This window comes from Xanthomonas sp. WHRI 8393, from assembly GCF_040203315.1.
Classification (GTDB): Bacteria; Pseudomonadota; Gammaproteobacteria; order Xanthomonadales; family Xanthomonadaceae; genus Xanthomonas; species Xanthomonas arboricola.
In genome coordinates, this window is record NZ_JBEGGL010000001.1 from 672896 (window position 1) to 689690 (window position 16795).

At 67.2% G+C, this 16795-nt stretch carries 17 protein-coding genes; 9 read left to right on the plus strand and 8 right to left on the minus strand.

All coding sequences use genetic code 11. From position 1 onward, the window contains the following. Window positions 1-16 precede the first annotated feature (16 nt). The 3 genes from ABQ137_RS02920 (at window position 17) to bfr (ending at window position 1724) form a co-directional block, all read left to right on the plus strand. A complete protein-coding gene (locus ABQ137_RS02920; protein ID WP_024938192.1) occupies window positions 17-634 on the plus strand; it encodes an RNA pyrophosphohydrolase in 618 nt (205 codons plus the stop codon). Between the two features lie 80 nt (window positions 635-714). Beyond that, entirely contained in the window at window positions 715-924 is a 210-nt protein-coding gene (locus ABQ137_RS02925) for a (2Fe-2S)-binding protein (RefSeq protein WP_167708321.1), read from the plus strand. Between the two features lie 329 nt (window positions 925-1253). Next, window positions 1254-1724, plus strand: a complete 471-nt coding sequence (gene bfr / locus ABQ137_RS02930) for a bacterioferritin (protein ID WP_005990707.1) — start codon at window positions 1254-1256, stop codon at window positions 1722-1724. A 351-nt stretch (window positions 1725-2075) separates the two neighbouring features. On the opposite strand, the gene ABQ137_RS02935 is transcribed toward bfr, so the two are convergent. From ABQ137_RS02935 to ABQ137_RS02945, 3 genes are read right to left on the minus strand one after another with little or no spacing between them, the layout of a single operon-like run. Then, window positions 2076-4340 (minus strand): ATP-binding protein, encoded by a 2265-nt coding sequence (locus ABQ137_RS02935; RefSeq protein ID WP_349781516.1) that lies wholly within the window; start codon window positions 4338-4340, stop codon window positions 2076-2078. Window positions 4341-4379: 39 nt separating this feature from the next. Further along, complete coding sequence (locus ABQ137_RS02940; RefSeq protein ID WP_349781103.1) at window positions 4380-6338, minus strand: EAL domain-containing protein; 1959 nt, start codon at window positions 6336-6338, stop codon at window positions 4380-4382. A 38-nt stretch (window positions 6339-6376) separates the two neighbouring features. Beyond that, window positions 6377-7003: a DUF4126 domain-containing protein gene (locus ABQ137_RS02945; RefSeq protein WP_024938188.1), complete on the minus strand. Its 627-nt coding sequence runs from the start codon at window positions 7001-7003 to the stop codon at window positions 6377-6379. Window positions 7004-7146: 143 nt separating this feature from the next. Here ABQ137_RS02945 and ABQ137_RS02950 point away from each other — a divergent pair, with 143 nt between their 5' ends. From ABQ137_RS02950 to erpA, 3 genes are all read left to right on the plus strand, one after another. Then, window positions 7147-7884 carry a DUF6776 family protein gene (locus ABQ137_RS02950; RefSeq protein WP_311769982.1) on the plus strand — a complete coding sequence of 246 codons (738 nt, stop codon included), beginning with the start codon at window positions 7147-7149 and terminating at the stop codon, window positions 7882-7884. Between the two features lie 3 nt (window positions 7885-7887). Next, entirely contained in the window at window positions 7888-8337 is a 450-nt protein-coding gene (locus tag ABQ137_RS02955) for a bactofilin family protein (protein WP_039513525.1), read from the plus strand. Between the two features lie 82 nt (window positions 8338-8419). Beyond that, window positions 8420-8806, plus strand: a complete 387-nt coding sequence (erpA, locus tag ABQ137_RS02960) for an iron-sulfur cluster insertion protein ErpA (protein ID WP_024938186.1) — start codon at window positions 8420-8422, stop codon at window positions 8804-8806. 445 nt (window positions 8807-9251) lie between these two features. On the opposite strand, the gene ABQ137_RS02965 is transcribed toward erpA, so the two are convergent. After that, window positions 9252-9497 carry a hypothetical protein gene (locus ABQ137_RS02965; protein WP_349781105.1) on the minus strand — a complete coding sequence of 82 codons (246 nt, stop codon included), beginning with the start codon at window positions 9495-9497 and terminating at the stop codon, window positions 9252-9254. Here ABQ137_RS02965 and ABQ137_RS02970 point away from each other — a divergent pair. The 3 genes from ABQ137_RS02970 (at window position 9496) to ABQ137_RS02980 (ending at window position 12834) form a co-directional block, all read left to right on the plus strand. Continuing rightward, complete coding sequence (locus tag ABQ137_RS02970; RefSeq protein ID WP_349781107.1) at window positions 9496-10716, plus strand: lipase family protein; 1221 nt, start codon at window positions 9496-9498, stop codon at window positions 10714-10716. The genes ABQ137_RS02965 and ABQ137_RS02970 overlap by 2 nt on opposite strands. Before the next feature lie 314 nt (window positions 10717-11030). Further along, a complete protein-coding gene (nudC, locus tag ABQ137_RS02975; RefSeq protein WP_349781109.1) occupies window positions 11031-11918 on the plus strand; it encodes an NAD(+) diphosphatase in 888 nt (295 codons plus the stop codon). A gap of 22 nt (window positions 11919-11940) precedes the next feature. Beyond that, window positions 11941-12834: a cobalamin biosynthesis protein gene (locus tag ABQ137_RS02980; RefSeq protein ID WP_349781111.1), complete on the plus strand. Its 894-nt coding sequence runs from the start codon at window positions 11941-11943 to the stop codon at window positions 12832-12834. A 41-nt stretch (window positions 12835-12875) separates the two neighbouring features. On the opposite strand, the gene ABQ137_RS02985 is transcribed toward ABQ137_RS02980, so the two are convergent. The 4 genes from ABQ137_RS02985 to ABQ137_RS03000 form a co-directional block, all read right to left on the minus strand. Next, the gene (locus ABQ137_RS02985; RefSeq protein ID WP_005990725.1) at window positions 12876-13286 is read right to left on the minus strand and encodes a DUF2752 domain-containing protein; all 411 of its coding nucleotides are present in this window, start codon (window positions 13284-13286) and stop codon (window positions 12876-12878) included. Further along, on the minus strand, window positions 13286-13630 hold the full coding sequence (locus ABQ137_RS02990; RefSeq protein ID WP_016902410.1) for a CD225/dispanin family protein: 345 nt from the start codon (window positions 13628-13630) through the stop codon (window positions 13286-13288). Before ABQ137_RS02990 ends, ABQ137_RS02985 begins: the two co-directional genes overlap by 1 nt. Before the next feature lie 241 nt (window positions 13631-13871). Next, window positions 13872-15794 carry an MFS transporter gene (locus tag ABQ137_RS02995; protein WP_349781113.1) on the minus strand — a complete coding sequence of 641 codons (1923 nt, stop codon included), beginning with the start codon at window positions 15792-15794 and terminating at the stop codon, window positions 13872-13874. A 67-nt stretch (window positions 15795-15861) separates the two neighbouring features. Then, the gene (locus ABQ137_RS03000; RefSeq protein ID WP_102250942.1) at window positions 15862-16764 is read right to left on the minus strand and encodes a LysR family transcriptional regulator; all 903 of its coding nucleotides are present in this window, start codon (window positions 16762-16764) and stop codon (window positions 15862-15864) included. Window positions 16765-16795: the final 31 nt, after the last annotated feature.

Below are 16795 nucleotides of genomic sequence, written 5' to 3' on the forward strand. Positions count from 1 at the left end.
TTCAGGAGTCCGCATCGTGATCGATCCGGACGGTTTCCGGCCAAACGTCGGCATCGTGCTGATGCGAGAGGATGGTCAGGTGTTCTGGGCACGACGTGTGCGCAGGGACGGCTGGCAGTTCCCGCAAGGTGGCATGAATACCGATGAGACACCCGTAGAAGCCATGTACCGCGAGTTGCGCGAAGAAACCGGGTTGTTGCCCGAGCATGTCGAATTGCTCGGTGCCACCCCCGGATGGCTGCGCTATCGCCTGCCGAGCCGGGCAGTGCGGCGCAATGAGCGCCAGGTCTGCATCGGCCAGAAGCAGGTCTGGTTCCTGCTGCAGTTCACCGGCCACGAATCCCATCTCAAGCTCGACCACACCGACACGCCGGAGTTCGACCACTGGCGCTGGGTGGATTTCTGGTATCCGGTCGAGCATGTGGTGATGTTCAAGCGTGGGGTCTATGCGCGCGCGCTGCGTCATCTGGCTCCGCTGGCGCAGACCATCGCGGGCTCTGCGGCGGTCGGGGTGATGCCCGAGCGCGCGCTGGAGGCTTGGTTGCCGGGCAGCAGCGCGGCCGGGCACGACAGTCCGCGCAAGCGTCCACGCAAGCGGGGCGGGCCTCGTGCGGTACGGATTAATAATGATTAACGTTTGGAATTGACACCTATTCTCGTTTGCGGTGCAATCAGCGCCGGTCCTCTCCGGATCGCCAGCATCCGACCGATACCGTGTACGTCTGCATCTGTAATGGGGTCACCGACCACCAGATCCGCGAAGCCGCCCAGAATGGCTGCGCCAGCCTGGCCGAACTGACCATGCGCACCGGCTGTGGTTCGAACTGTGGGTCGTGCCTGGAAATGGCGGGCGACGTGCTGAGCCAGGCCCATGCGAGCCGTGCGCTGCCGTTGCCCATGCTAGGACTTGCCAGCGCTGCCTGAGCGCCTTCCGCTGTGCTCGCGCACTGTCGGTAACGGACTGCCGCGAGCAGGTTGCCGGTCTGGCTCGCTCTACAGTCGTTCTGTCGCGCCGCCAAGGCGCGATCGATAGGTCGCCTTCCTGGCTGACCATCATGCGGTCAGGTCGTAACCCTGCGGTTGCCGTTTGATCGACAGCGCGCGATCGTTCGGCAAATGATCGATGCGCACGTTATGTGCAACAGGCCACCTGCGGGCGGGTAGGCGTCGCGCAACTGATCACGATTCGCGTTCCTTCATGCGCCGCGGCAACGCGCTACAGTGCGGCCGGCTCACTGTCTCGGAGACATCGCATGAAGGGCGATACCAAGGTCATCGAGTACCTCAACAAGGTGCTCTACAACGAACTCACTGCGATCAACCAGTACTTTCTGCACGCCAAGATGCTGAAGAACTGGGGCCTGAAAGAACTGGCCGAGCATGAGTACAAGGAATCCATCGACGAGATGAAGCATGCGGACAAGCTGTCCGACCGCATCCTGTTTCTCGAAGGACTTCCGAATTTCCAGGCGCTGGGCAAGCTGCGCATCGGCGAGAACCCCACCGAGATGTTCCGCTGTGATCTGGCGCTGGAGCGTGAGGCGGTCGCTGTGCTGCGCGAGGCCGTGGCCTATGCGGAGACCGTCAACGATTACGTGAGCCGCCAGCTGCTGGTGGACATCCTGGAGTCGGAAGAAGAGCACATCGACTGGCTGGAAACGCAGCTGGATCTGGTGGCGCGCATCGGCGAGCCGAATTACCTGCTGACCAAGCTGGACGACTGAGGGCGCTCGGTGCGGTGCTGGTCAGCGGTGTGTCGGGATCAGCGCAAGAGGGTCTGAGTCAGTAAGCGCCTGCACTGCTGGGGAGCATGCGGGCGCTGCGGGCGCTGCATGGGTGTCGTGCTGTCGCTGTGGCTGGCCGCATTTGGATGCGCGCGCACCTCCAACCCCCACCCACCTATCTCCGCGCCCCCCGGCCCGCGTTTGCGACGCGTGCGCTCCAGGGCACGCGCGCCAGTGGCGCGCAAACCCTGCCTTCTCGCCGCGGCGCGAGAGGGGCGAGATTTTTCTTCGCAGGATGTCTTCGACTGCGTTGCCTGGCCGGTTCTGTCTTCGGCTGCAGGCTTGCGCGGTTCAGCCGGCTGTGCGGGCCTTGGCCTGGAGGCGAGCGACCTGGCCGAGCAGCGCCAGACGGGCGCGTGCGTATTCGGCGATGACCAGCGCCACCATCACCGAGGGGCGTTCGATGGTGCCGGTGCGCGCGGCCAGTTCGATCCGGCGCGCGGCATTGGCCAGCGCCTGGGCGCCGACATTGGCGCTGGAGGATTTGAGCGTATGCGCCAGATCGCGCAGCTGCATGCTGTCGCGGTTGGTGGCTGCGGTTTCCAGGCGCTCGATGATGCCCGGTGCGTCTTCCAGGAACAGCTGCAGGATGGTGATGGTGTCCGCGCCCGCCACCTCGTACAGCTCATCGATCACGCTGTTGTCCAGGATCGGCAGGGCGCGCGCCTGCGTGGCGCTGACGCTTTCGGGATCGCCTGCTGCCTGGCTGCCGATGGCCGGGCCAGGCAGCAGCGGTTGGCGCGGCAGCCAGCGCTGCAGGCAGGCGTCGAGCTGCTCGCGGGCAACCGGTTTGGACAGATAGTCGTCCATGCCGGCGGCCAGGCAGCGTTCGCGATCGCCGGCCATGGCGTTGGCGGTCATCGCCACGATCGGGATCGGGCGGCCGCCGCTTTCGGTTTCCATCGCGCGCCAGCGGCGGGTGGCGGCATAGCCATCCAGCACCGGCATCTGGCAATCCATGAAGACCATGTCGTAGCGGGTGGACTCCATGCTGCTCAGCGCGGCTTCGCCATCGGTGGCGGTATCCGCGTCGAAGCCGAGCACGGCCAGCAGCTTCTGCGCGACCAGCAGGTTCACCGGGTTGTCTTCCACCAGCAGGATGCGTACATCGCGCGCGTTGGCCAGCGCCGGCGCCATCGGCTCGGGAATCATCGCCGCGGCCAGCGTGGCCGCGTGGGCCGGCCTCGGCTCGGGCGGCAGCACCAGCGAGCGCAGGGTCTCGTCCGGGCTCTGGCGCGGCACCAGGGTGGCATTGTCCTGCAGCTCGGACGGCACCGGCTCGTCGCCGTACAGCCAGATCAGGCGTGCGCCGCTGAGGTCGTCCGGGCGCGCGAGTGCGCGATGCACGGCGCGCGCGCTGTAGCGCAGCGTGTCGTGGTCGGCGATGACGCAGCGGAAGCCTTCGCTGTCGCTGTGGCGACGCACCCGCTCCAGCGCTTCCTGGGTGGTTTCCATCAGCACGTGCGATACGCCCCAGCTGTCCAGCAGGCGCTTGAGGCGCTGCAACAGGCGGGTGTCGGAGCTGATCACCATCACCCGCGCGGCATCGGCGCCGGCGTTCTGCTGCAGGTCGCCGATGACCTTGAGCAGCGGGATTTCGAACCAGAACGTGGCGCCGCGCCCGTGCTCGGATTCCACGCCGATGCGGCCGCCCATCAGGTCGATGATGCGCTTGCAGATCGCCAGCCCCAGGCCGGTGCCGCCGTACAGGCGCGTGGTGGAGGCGTCGGCCTGGGCGAAGGAGCGGAACAGGCGTGCCTGCTGATCCGGGGCGATGCCGATGCCGGTGTCGCGCACCTGGAAGCGCAGCAGATGCTGGGCGCGGGTCTCGCCCAGGCGACGCAGCTGGATGTCGACGCTGCCGCGCTCGGTGAACTTGATCGCATTGCCGATCAGGTTGCCCAGCACCTGGCGCAGGCGGATCGGGTCGCCGCGCACCAGCAGGCGCACCGACGGTTCGATATCCAACCCCACACGCAGTTGCTTGCCTTCAGCGGTGCGCTGCAGCAGCTGCACGACGCCGTCGAGCAGCTCGCGCAGGTTGAAGGTGGTGATCTCCAGTTCGAGCTTGTTGGCTTCGAGTTTGGAGTAGTCAAGGATGTCGTCGACGATGCGCAGCAGTTGCAGCGAGCTGCCGGTGGCGGTCTGCAGCATGTCGCGCTGGTCCAGGCTGAGCTGGCCGCTGGAGATCAGTTCCAGCATCGGAATGATGCCGTTGAGCGGGGTGCGGATCTCGTGGCTCATGGTGGCCAGGAATTCGCCCTTGGCCAGCGTGGCGGCCTCGGCGGCCTGCTTGGCGCGCAACAGTTCCTGTTCGAGCGCGCCGTGACGCTGCAGTTCCTGCTGCAGGCGCTCACGCGCGAGGTCGGCTTCCTCCAGGCGTTGCAACAGGGCGTGCTGCGCGCGCGCGCTGCGGTAGCCGGCAACGGCAGCGCCCAGACCGAATACCACTGCCAGTGCTGCAGAGAGCGCCGTCACTGCGCGCCACGGCCCGTCGATGGCCGACCACTGCAGGCCGGCACCCAGCGCAGCGACCAGCGCGGTCAGCGTGGCCAGGCTGCTCCAGGCGCGGAGGCCTCCTGCCCGCGCTGTCACTCAGAGCACCGCGTTCGTGAAGTCGAAGTCCAGTTCCTTGCCGACCGTCTGCACCAGGTTGCCCTGGATGAAGTCCACGCCGCTCATCCACATCGCCGCAGCCGCCTGCGGATCTTCGATGCGTTGGCCGATGATCAGCAGGCCGCGCTGATGGGCGATATTGATCACGCTGCGCAGTTCGTCGCGGACTGCCGTGTTGCCGTGGGCATCGGCGAAGCGGTTGGCCATGCGCACGAAGCTCAGCGGCAACTGGTCCAGCAGCGCGTTGGCCTCGTCGCCGGGCTCGAACTGGCTCAGGCAGAACTGCACGCCGGCCGGCATCAATTTGGCGCAGAACTGCTGCACGGTGACCGCGTGGATCAGGGCATCGTCCAGGCGCAGGTCGACGATCAACGATTGCCCGGCCACGCCGCGCTCGACCAGCGCCTTGAGCAGCCAGTCGGCAAAGGCATCGCGTGCCTGCGTGCGCGGCGACTGCGACACAAACAGCCGCAGCGGCGGGTGGGCGTGCTGGTACAGATGCAGCAGGCCGAGCGCGTGATCCATGACCTGCTGGTCGAGATCGGCGATGCGTCCGGCCGCTTCGGCGGCGGGAATCACCTGGCCGGCCGACAGCAGCGTGCCGTCGGCCTGGCGCAGCCGCAGCAGCACCTGGTATTGCGCGGTGTCGCCGCCGGCCACTGCCACGATCGGTTGATAGGCCAGTTCGAGCTGGCCTTCGACCAGGCGCAGTTGCTCCTGCTGTTCGGCCTGGCTGGGGGCCAGATAGGCCTGCACGCCGTCGCTGCGCAGGCGTGCCTGCAGCGCGGTGCGCTCGACCGCTTCCAGCGCGCTGCCGGTGTCGTCGAAGCCCAGGCCCAGCGGTGCCACGCCAATGGCGCAGCGCACGTGCACCGATTCTTCCTCGCGTACCGGGAAGGCATGCGCCGACAGCCGCTGGCGGATCTCCAGCGCATGCTGCTCCAGGCTGGATTCGGGCATGTCCACGCCCAGCAACAGGAAGCTGTTGTCGTTCAAGCGCGCCAGCGGATACGGGTGCGCTGCACTGGCCAGGCGATGCCCGGCCTGGGTCATCAGACGCTCGTAGGCGGCATAGCCGTAGCGTTCACGCAGGCCGAGCGCGCTGGCGATTTCGATGAAGAACAGCCCGCCGGCCTGCTTGCGCGTCAGCGCATCGGCCAGCAGTTCCATCACGTGGCCGCGCGTCGGCAGGCCGGTTTCCGGATTGCTGCGCACGCTGACCGGTTCGCCGGCCTGCTGCAGCGCCTGTTGGCGGGCGCGGCGGATGCGGTTGGACACCGCGGCGATCAGGTGGCGTGGGCGGATCGGCTTGGTCAGAAAATCGTCGGCGCCGCTGTCGAGCACTTCGAACTGACGCTCCGGATCGGGGTCGCCGGTCAGGAACACGATCGGCAGCAACTGCTGGCCCGGCTGCTGGCGGATCAGGGTGGTCAGGCGGATGCCGTCCAGCTCGGGCATGTGCAGGTCCATCAGGATCAGATCCGGGTGGTAGTCCTGGATCGCCTGCGGCACGCTGGCGGCGGTCATTTCCACCTGTGCATGCATGCCGGCGCCGTGCAGCACGCTCTGCGCAAACAGCGCCTGCGAGCGGTCGTCCTCGACGATCAGCACGCGGTACGGCGCGTCGGCGGCGGCGTTGTCATCGCCCTCGCGCGGGGTTGAGGCGGTCGTTGGCGTCGGCGCTGCGGCCGTCGCGTGCGCGCTGCTGCCTTGTGCAGCGGACTGCGCTGGCGCCATCGGCAGGATCATTTCGGGTGCGGCAGCGAGCGCCGGCGCCGGAATGATGGCCGCGCTCACCGGCTCGGCAACGGTGGACGCCGCCGCGGTCTCGTCGGCCCAGCGGCGCCAATAGTCGGCCGGCGGCGTTTCGGCGCGCAATGGACGATTGCGCGTGGCGGTGTCGTCACGGGTGAAAGGAACCGGATCTCGGGCGGCCATCGATACTCCCTGCAGTCGCGATGATTATGCGATGAACTTCACGATAGCGGGGAGCGACGTGCAGCCGGCGTGGTGGTGGAACGCATCGGCGCGACCAGCCGGCGCATGCCCCGCCACAGCAGGCGCCACACCCACCACACCACCAGCGTGGCCAGCACGCTGGAACCCACGGCAACACTGAGTGCCAGCCACGGGTGCGCCAGTGCCAGCGCCAGCGCGGTGGTGGTGATGGTGTCTTCGGCCAGCGAGGCGACCCAGTTGCTGGCCGGTTCCGGCGAGGTGTTGAGCAAGGCGCGGGTACCGGCCTTGAGGGTATGGCTGGTCAGCGCCACGCCCGCGCCGGCGGCCAGTACGCCGGTGCTCAGGTCACCGTCCGGCGACAGCGTGGCCGCGGCCAGGAAGGCACCGGCCGGCACGCGTGCCAGTGTCTGCAGCAGGTCCCAGCCCGAATCCACGCCGGGGATCTTGTCGGCGAAGAATTCGGCCACCGCCAGTGCACCGGAGGTGCCCAGCACCCACCACGACTGTGCCGGGTGCAGGGCGGGCGGCAGCTCGATCCAGCCGAGCAGGCCGGCCAGGCCGACGCCGAACACGGTGAGATAGACACGGATGCCGGCCAGCCAGGCCAGCAGGATGCCGATCACGAACAGATGGGCTTCGCTCATGGCGTCGTCGATCCCTGCAAACAATTGCAGAACTATCGCAGAACTTTGGGATAACCGCCGGTCCAGCGCCAGCACGACGGTCAGTGTCGCTCTGGCACACTACGCCGCCCATGACTGCGCCGGCCCGTCCGGACCCGATGCCCATGCGACCAGCCGCACGCGTTCAGATCGTCCAACGTGATTCCGGCGGCGGCCGTTCCCGCGGCCGCTGGTTGTGGCTGGTGATCGCACTGGTGTGGCTGGCGTCACTGGGCGGGGTGTGGTGGATGGCCAGCCGCACTGCCGCGCCGCGTCTGGTCCAGGCCGAGTCGGCGCTGCAGCAGGCGCAGCGCAACCAGGCCCAGCAGCGTCGGCAGATCGCGCAGCTGCAGCAGCGTCAGGTCAACCTGGCGATGTCCGACAAGATCAGCCGCGCCGCCAATACCGAGGTGCAGGCCTCGCTGGCCGAGCGCGACGAGCAGATCGCCGCACTGCGCGCGGATGTGGCGTTCTACGAGCGCCTGGTGGGCTCCACCGCGCAGCGCAAGGGGCTGAACGCGCACTCGGTGCAATTCACCGCCGAGGCCGGCGGCACCTGGAACTACAGCGTGGTGCTGACCCAGAACCTCAACCGCGGCGCGATCAGCCAGGGCCAGCTGCGCTTTGCGGTGGAAGGCGTGCGTGCCGGCAAGCTGGTCACGGTGAGCTGGAACGAGCTGCACCAGAAGCCAGATGCGGCCGGGCAGCCGTACTCGTTCCGCTATTTCCAGCAATTGGACGGCAGCGTGATCCTGCCGAAGGATTTCACTCCGCAACGTGTCAAAATCTCCCTGAGCGGCGATGGGGCGCCGGTCAATCAGACATTCGACTGGAAAGTCGCCGGGAATGGCGCGGGGGAGTAGCTGATGTTCGGAAACAAATCCAACCGTGGTGCGCAGACCGTGGTCGACACCTTGATCGGGCCGCAGGTGGTCATCCGCGGCGACCTGATGTTCAGCGGCGGGCTGTATGTGGAAGGCCGCATCCTGGGCAAGGTGATTGCCGAAGACGGCGCCAGCGCCACCTTGACGGTGGCCGAGCAGGGCAGCATCGAGGGCGAGGTGCGCGCGCCGGTGGTGATCATCAATGGCCAGCTGACCGGCGACGTGCATGCCGCCGAGCGGGTCGAACTGGCCGCCAACGCGCGGGTGCAGGGCAATGTGCATTACCAGGTGGTGGAGATGAGCGCCGGCGCGCAGCTCACCGGCCGCCTGATCCATGCCGCCACCGCTGGCGCGACCGCCGCGTTGCCGGCGCCGGAGGCCGGCCGCGTCGAGCCGGTCAAGGCCTTGCAGGCCGAGACTGCCGACGCCTGAGGGTGTGGCCCGCAGCTGAAGCGGGCGCCGGATTTGGCAAGCAGCGCTTGAAGTGGGGCCGCTTGGCCCCCATGCTGACGCCATGAGCACGCTCGTTTCGCTACCCACCGCCGCCCCGGCCCCGGACTACCAGTCCATCGACCGGCCGCTGAACTTTTCCGTGGCCGCCGCCAGCAAGGTGCGCGAGCTGATCCAGGAAGAAGGCAACGCCGAGCTGGCGTTGCGTGTCTACATCCAGGGTGGCGGCTGTTCCGGCTTCCAGTACGGCTTCGAGTTCGACGAGAACCGCGCCGAGGACGACCTGGCCGTGGCCACCGACGGGGTGACGTTGCTGGTGGACCCGCTGAGCCTGCAGTACCTGATGGGCGCCGAAGTGGACTACACCGAAAGCCTGACCGGGGCGCAGTTCGTGATTCGCAATCCGAACGCCAAGACCACCTGTGGGTGCGGTAGCAGCTTCAGCGTCTGAATCGACGCGGTTGCTGGTGCTTGGTTGTTCGTGTGTGATGTTGCGGTCGAGTCGCGGGCAATCTGCTGCCTGCGACGTTTTCAGGTCTGACATGGTGCATGTGATAGCGGCAGTCGCGTGAGTGTGTCGATACGGCCTCACGCTGTGCGCCGCTTGCGCGCGCTGTATGACTCTTGGTGCGACGCGTGTTGCGGGTCAACGACACCGCATCCGGGCGGATTTTCAAACGCCGATCTATGTGATCCATGCACTGCGCAGATGCTCGCCGATGCACTGGCGAAGCGCCACGCGCTATCGATGTACATGTCCAACGCGCTGTGAACATTCGCCTGCTGCGGGGTTCGCCATGCGCGCGCAAGCTTCGTGCGCGCGAGCTGGGCCGCGTGCGGCGATGGCGATACTGCACGCATGCCCAGCGCTGGTGCCAGCACATGCCGATTCTGATTCATGCATCGCGTTTTGCCTTGCGTGACGCGCGCGGGCGGTCGCCACTGCGCTGACCGAGCGTGCCGCGCACCGCGCCGATTCCACCCCATGGCGCAGTCACCGCGCCGCCCAGCCCGCGGACGTTGATCGCGCAACGGATCTCGATCCTTCGACACGCCAGTCCCCTGCCCATTGCAGTCATCCACGAGAGAAGCCTCACCATGTTGTAGATCAGATCCCGTTCGACGCTGGGCCTGCTGGCCATGCTTGGTATCGCCAGCGCAGTGCTTGCACCCAGCGCGCAGGCATCGCCCGCACGCGGCAGCTTGCTCAGCAGCAACTTCCTGACCAGCTACACCCGTGATGCGATTGCCGCGTTGCTCACCTCCGAGCCGCAGGCCGAACAGCCCAGATGCAACGTGCGCGTGGCCGAGTTCACCTATGCCACCGTCGGTGTCGATGGCGAGCCGGCCACTGCGTCGGGCGTGGTGCTGATTCCAGGCGGCGAGCGCTGCAGCGGGCCGTATCCGTTGCTGGGCTGGGGGCGGTCGACAGCGACGATCCGCAATGAGGAACAGGCCAAGGACATCCGTGATGCCAAGGGCGACGACCCGCTGGTCACACGTCTGGCCAGTCAGGGCTATGTGGTGGTCAGCAGCGATTATCTGGGGCTCGGTCAATCCAGCTATGGCTTCCATCCCTACCTGCATAGCGCGACCGAGGCCAGTGCGACGATCGATGCCCTGCGCGCGGCACGCAGCGTGTTGCAGCGCTTGAAGACGCCGTTATCCGGCAAGGTCATGCTGTCGGGGTATTCGCAAGGCGGCCATGCCGCACTGGCAACCCAGCGGGAAATCGAAGCGCATCTGTCCAGGGAGTTTCATCTGGTTGCCAGCGCGCCGATCTCCGGGCCCTACGCGCTGGAGCAGACCTTCGTAGACAGCTGGAGCGGGAGCAACGCGGTTGGCGAAAGCAGCTTCGGCATCATCCTGGGCAGCTACGCGATCGTCGCGATGCAACACACGTATCGCAATATCTATCTGGCGGCCGGACAGGTGTTTCAGGATCCGTGGGCGGCCCGAGTCGAGGCGCTGTTCCCCGGCAAGCTGGGCCTGACCGATCTGGTCCTGGGCGATACGCTGCCCGGGATCGACCAGCTCAAGGCGTACTTCCAGCCCGGGTTCTATCGCGATTTTGCCAATAATCCCACCAATCCGTTCCGCAAGGATCTGGCACGCAACGACCTGCTGGACTGGGCGCCGCAGACGCCGACGCTGCTATGCGGTTCGTCCAACGACGCCACCATTCCGCTGAAGAATGCGGTGACCGCAATTGCCGCTTTCAAGCATCGCGGCAGCACCCAGGCAGCATTGGTCGATATCGGCAGTGGCGACCCCAACGACAACTCGGCGTTCGTGCATCTGACCACCAACGAACCGTGCATCGTCGCCGTGCGGCATCAGCTGCTGGACAAGCAGCGCTGAGGCCGGGATGGGGTGTCGCTGACAGCGCTGGATGATCAGCGCGTCCAGGATCGGCGCTGGACGCCTCGCCCTGCGATGGAGCCTTGTCGCTGTCACCGGCGACAGGGCTGAAGATGCCGGGATTCGGACCCGGCTGGCTGCAGCACATGTCGATCGCACGTGGCCTGCTCTGCGATGTGGCGCGCAATGTGACGCGCTCATGACCGCCCGGCGGGCGCCAGGTGGTGTTGACGTCTGAACGCGCGCCGCCGGGCGGGCCTGCATCGATGGTGCGCTGCTTGCGGGCGATGCCGATTATCGGCAGGCTTGCGCCGATGTCAGAGTCTTCTTTTTCAACCTCCGGTTTTGCCTTCACCCATGCGCCGCTGGATCGAGGCGATCTGTTGCGTGACGATCCCGCTGCGCTGGCGCGTCTGTGGCCGCAAGGCCGCGTGCTGCTGCTCGATGCCAAGGGCACTGCGCTGGCCGATGCGGATGGCCAGCCGCTGCTGATGGACGGTGCCGCGCTTGGCGACGGGCCGGATGGGGCGATCTTTCTTGGGCTGCGCGATGACGTCGGTTGGTTCTGCCTGCCATCCGATGTGCTCGGTGTGGAAGCGCCGCAGCGCATCGACCTGCGCCAGGCTGCCGCCGATTGGCCGGCAGACATTTCTACCGCGTTCGCTTACGCGCGCGCGATGCTGCACTGGCAGTCGCGCACGCGCTTCTGCGGCGTCTGCGGCGGGGCGATCGCGTTCCGCCGTGCCGGCTTCATCGCCCATTGCACGCAATGTCAGACCGAGCATTACCCACGCGTGGACCCGGCGATCATCGTGGCGGTCAGCGATGGCGCGCGCTTGCTGGTGGGGCGGCAGGCAAGCTGGGCGCCGGGGCGTTATTCGGTGATTGCCGGCTTTGTCGAACCCGGCGAGTCGCTGGAGCAGACCGTGGCGCGTGAGGTGTTCGAGGAAACCCGCGTGCAGGTGCAGGACTGCCGCTATCTGGGCGCGCAACCGTGGCCGTTCCCGGGTGCGCTGATGCTGGGCTTCACCGCGCGCGCTGCGGCAAGCGAGGTGCCGCAGGTCACCGGTGAACTGGAAGACGCGCGCTGGGTCAGCCATGCCGAGGTCACCGCGGCATTGGCCGGCGAAGGCCAGATCGGGCTGCCGCCGCGCATTTCCATCGCGCGGGCGCTGATCGAGCATTGGCATCGGCTCGGCTAGACTCGGCTGAGGAGGCCCACCCATGTTCACCACCCTGGTTGCTGTCGTCGTCGCACTTGCGCTGGGCCACCTGGCGCCCGCCCAGGTGGCGCGGCTGCGGCGTTTCGAATGGTTCGGCCAGTGGCTGCGCCGGCTGGACAGCCATGCCGCCGGGCGCGGTGCGTGGCAGGGGCGCTATGGCGTGGTGCTGGCGCTGTTGCCGGCCTTGCTGGTGGTCGTGCTGCTGCAATGGCTGCTGGACGATGTCTGGCGCGGGTTCTGGGCCTTGCTGTTCGGCGTGGCGGTGCTGGCCTGGACCTGGGGGCCGCGCGATCTGGACCGCGATGTGGAAGCGGTGATCGATGCCGACGAACCGGGCGCGCGCCGCGATGCGATCGCGCAGCTGCAGGCCGCCGGCGGCAGCGTGCACGAGGATGCGCCGTCGCTGGTGGAAGCGGTGGTGGTCAATGGATTGCGGCGCTGGTTCGCGGTGCTGTGGTGGTTTTTGCTGCTGGGGCCGTTCGGTGCAGTGCTGTATCGGCTGACGGCGCTGGTGGTGGAAAGCCCGCTCTCGGTGCTGCTGCCGCCGCGCAACCTGGCCGGCGCGCGCTGGCTGCTGGCTGCGCTGGAATGGCCGGTGGCGCAGTTGATCACCGTGTCGATGGCGCTGGTAGGCAATTTCGATACGGTGTTCCGTGCCTGGCGGCAGGCGCATGGCAACCGCTGGTCGCTGGAGCCGCATTTTCTCGGTGCGGTGGCGCGTGCCAGCGTCAGTGCCGAACTGCGCGAAGAAGCGCACGACTACACCGATTCGGGGCTGGTGCCGGTCTGGCGTCGCCTGCCGGAAGTGCGCGATGCAATGAGCCTGGTCTGGCGCGTGCTGCTGTTGTGGATGGTGGTGCTGGCGTTGCTGGTGATCGCCGGCTGGGTGCGGTAGGCGCGCAGCCTGATTCCGATCGCGCGGCTGTTCGCGACCTGCTAACCCGGTGCCAGCAAGGTAAACGGGTACCAAGGCAAATTCCTGGCAATCCAATACGTCGGCAACGCCCATAACCAGAACTTCGGCTCGGACATGACGGCCACCACCGGTGCAAACCAGCGCGCGCGCCAACCGGCTTTCCAGGCGATCAGGCCGGGCAGGGTGAACAGGCCGAGCACGGCGGCCGGGTTCATGGCGAAGGCGCCGGGGAGATCGAAGTGCACCAGCGCATACAGCGCGCGGGTCATGCCGCAACCGGGGCAGTAGCAGCCGGTCACGGCACGGAACACGCAGGGCGGGAACGGGCTGTTGCTCGCGTTCGGATCGAAGCGATACAGCAACGACACACCGAAAGCGGCCACGCTGGTGGCCGCCCCGAGTCCAAGCCAGTGGCGTGGACGTAGTTCCATTACTGCATGTGCTGCAACTGCTGCATGTAGTCCATGTAGCCCTGCATGCCGCCGGTGGCGACCATGCCGATGTTGATCAGCAGGCCGATGACGGCCAGCACGCTGGTCACGATGCACCAGGTCTTGGCGGTGTTGGAGGCGCGACGTGCCCCGTCGATGTCGCCCTGGTTGAGCAGGCCGTTGACCTTGCTGGAGAACACGATCGCCACGATGCCGGTGATCAGGGCCGGGCAGCACAGGCAGAAGCCGAGTACGGTGGAGACGATCGCCCAGATCAGGTGATTGGGAATCGGGCCCGGTGCGGCGCTGGGCGAGGGATGGATCGGCGGTGGGATGGCACTCATGGTGAAGCTCCTTGGGTGGTAAACAACAACGAGATGTTGCAGCGCGTGGGGAAGGCAGTGACGGGCCGCGCAGGCAGCGTCCACCGATCACGGCGAACGCGTCTGACACGGTGATGTGGCGTATGACGACTTCCCCCGGTCCTTCTTGTCGCGCCCGCTAGGCGAGCGCGGCGGCAATGCGTGCAATGGCGCACAGGCTACTCGTGGCACGCGGCGGACGCAAAGCCCGCGCTGGCCGCAGTCACGGTTGATCCTGGCGCAGTGCACGGACCTGCTGTTCGAGCAGCGCGGCGGTCGCCGCGTCGCCGGGAACCGCTGGGCCGGCGGCCACTTCGATATGCGCGCGGATCCGGCGCGGCACGCGCATGCGGCCCAGGCGGGTGTCGCGGCGGCTCCACATGCTCGACCACATGCCACGCAGCGCCATCGGAATCACCGGCACCTGGCGGCGTTGCAGGACCTTTTCCACGCCCGACTTGAACGGTGCGATCTCGCCATCCCGGGTCAATGCGCCTTCGGGGAAGATGCACACCAGCTCGCCGTCGGCCAGCGCCGCATCGATACGGTCGAAGGCCTGCTGCATCAGCGCGGGGTCTTCGCGCGCGCCGGCGATCGGGATCGCCTTGGCGGTGCGGAAGATCCAGCGCATCACCGGAATGCGGAAGATCTTGTAGTACATGACAAAGCGCACCGGGCGCGGAATCACCGCCGACAGGATCAGCGCGTCCATGTAGCTGACGTGGTTGCAGACCAGCAACGCGGCGCCTTCGTCGGGCACGTGGCGGTCGATGTCGCGCGTGCGCAGCCGGTACAGCACGCTCACCAGCACCCAGCTGAGAAAGCGCATCAGGAACTCGGGCACCAGGGTGAAGATCCACAGCGCCACCAGCGTATTGGCCAGCGCCAGGGCCAGGAACACCTGCGGAATACTCAGGCCCGGCAGCGGAATGCGCACGCCGAACAGCACCAGCTGCGGCAGCTGCAGCGCGATGCCGATGATGGCGGCGGTGACGATGAACAACGAATTCTGGATATTGAGCCCGGCGATCACGCGCGAGAGTTCGGCCTTGGGCGTGCGGCTCTGGATCAGCGCAAACAACGGCACCACGAACAAGCCGGTGAACAGGCCGATGCCGACCAGATCCACGATCAGGCGCACGCTGCCGGCCTGCTGCACGAACTGGCCGATCGACAGATCGGTGGCCGGTGCAACACCGGGACGCGCGAAGTACAGGTCCAGCAGAAATGCGCTGATGCCGAACGCGCCCAGCGGCACCAGGCCGATTTCCACGGTGCGTCCGGACAGCCGCTCGCACAGCAGCGAGCCGACACCGGTGCCGATCGAAAACAGCGCCAGCGCGAACACGTACAGATCCTGCTGCCCGCCAAGATTGACCTGCGCGTAGGTGGGCAACTGCGCGGTCAGCACGGTGCCGACGAACCAGAACCACGACACCCCGAGCACGGCGTTGCGCACCGCCGGCGTGCGCCGGGTCAGGCGCATGATGGCGCGCGATTCGGGGATGGGGTTCCAGTTGATCTTCAGCTCGGGCGCGCCGGCATCGACCCTGGGCACCAGCCGCGCGACCAGGTTGCCGGTGACGGCAATCGCGATCACCGCGGTGGCCGCGGCGACCGGCCCGTGGCTGCCGGCGATCTGGAAGATCAGCCCGCCGAAGATCATGCCGCACAGGATCGAGATCGAGGTGCCCATCTCGACCAGGCCGTTGCCGCCGGTGAGTTCCTCCGGTTTCAGCACCGAGGGCAGGATCGAATATTTCACCGGCCCGAACAGCGTGGACTGCAGGCCGGTGCAGAACAACGCGACCAGCAGGATCACCATGTTTTCGGTGACAAACCCCACCGCCGCCAGCGACATGATCGCAATCTCCATCGTGGTGGTGATCACGATGAGTTTCTGCTTTTCCAGCTTTTCGGCGATCTGCCCGGCCAGCGCGGAGAACAGGAAGTACGGCAGGATGAACAGTGCCGGCGCCAGATTGGTGTAGAGCGTGCGCTGCGCCGCATCGATGCCCAGGTAGAACAACAGGCCGATGATGGCCTGCCGATAGACGTTGTCGTTGAACGCGCCCAACGCCTGCACGGCGAAGAACGGCAAGAAGCGGCGCTGCCTGAGCAGGGCGAACTGACTGTGACCGGACATGCAGTTTCCTTTGCGAACGCGCGCAGCCTAGCAGGCTTCCACGGCGCGCTGGTGCATGCCGACGCGCTCAGCGCGGCGCGCGTGCCGATGACGCACGTCGCGCGGCCTGGGCGCGCAGCAGCGCCATGAAGGCCCGTGCGGCCGGGGTGGGATCGGGCCGCCACACCGCATAGGTCAGAAAGCCGAAGCGCTCCTTCAGCGCAACCGTCACCACCCCGCGCATGGCCGTGGCCATGGTCTGCGGCACGATGCCCACGCCCAGGTCGGCGGCGACCAGTTCGCGCATCAGGTCGGCATGGGTGACCTCGTACTGCTGGCGCTGCCGCAGGCCGGCCTGCGCGAAGGCCGCATCGACGATGCCGCGCACGCCGGCGCCGGCGATCAGCCCGGCCATCGGTTCGTCGTCCAGCTCGGCCAGCGCCACCCGCTTGCGCGTGGCGAAGCGATGGCTGGGCGCCACGATCAAGGCCAGGGCTTCCTCGTGCAGCAGCAGCCGCTGTTCCGGCACCGCGACCTGCGGGCCGACGCCGACCAGGGCCACATCCAGCCGGCCTTCGCCCAGGTCGTGCAGCAGGGCCTCGCTCATGGCGGTGCGCAGGTGCACGTCCACCCGCGCATGCGCGCTGCGAAAGGCGCGCAGCAGCGTCGGCAGCTGCACGGTGGTGAGCGAGGAGATCTGCCCCAGCGTGAGCCGGCCGCGCACCGTGCCCAGGGCCTGGGCCATTTCCTCGTGCAGGCGTTCGGCCGCGCGCAAGGTGGCGCGGGCGTTGTGCAGAAACACCTCGCCGGCCGCGGTGGGCCGCACCTGGCGGGTGCCGCGCTCGAACAGGCGCGCACCGAGGGATTCCTCGATCTTGGCGACCTGGTGGCTGAGCGCCGATTGCACGGTGTTGCACCGGCGTGCGGCGGCGGTAAAGCCGCCTTCCTCGGCCACGGCCACGGCGAACTCCAGCTGGCGCAGGGTCAGCATACGATCTCCAAACGCGATGGACACGGTGAAA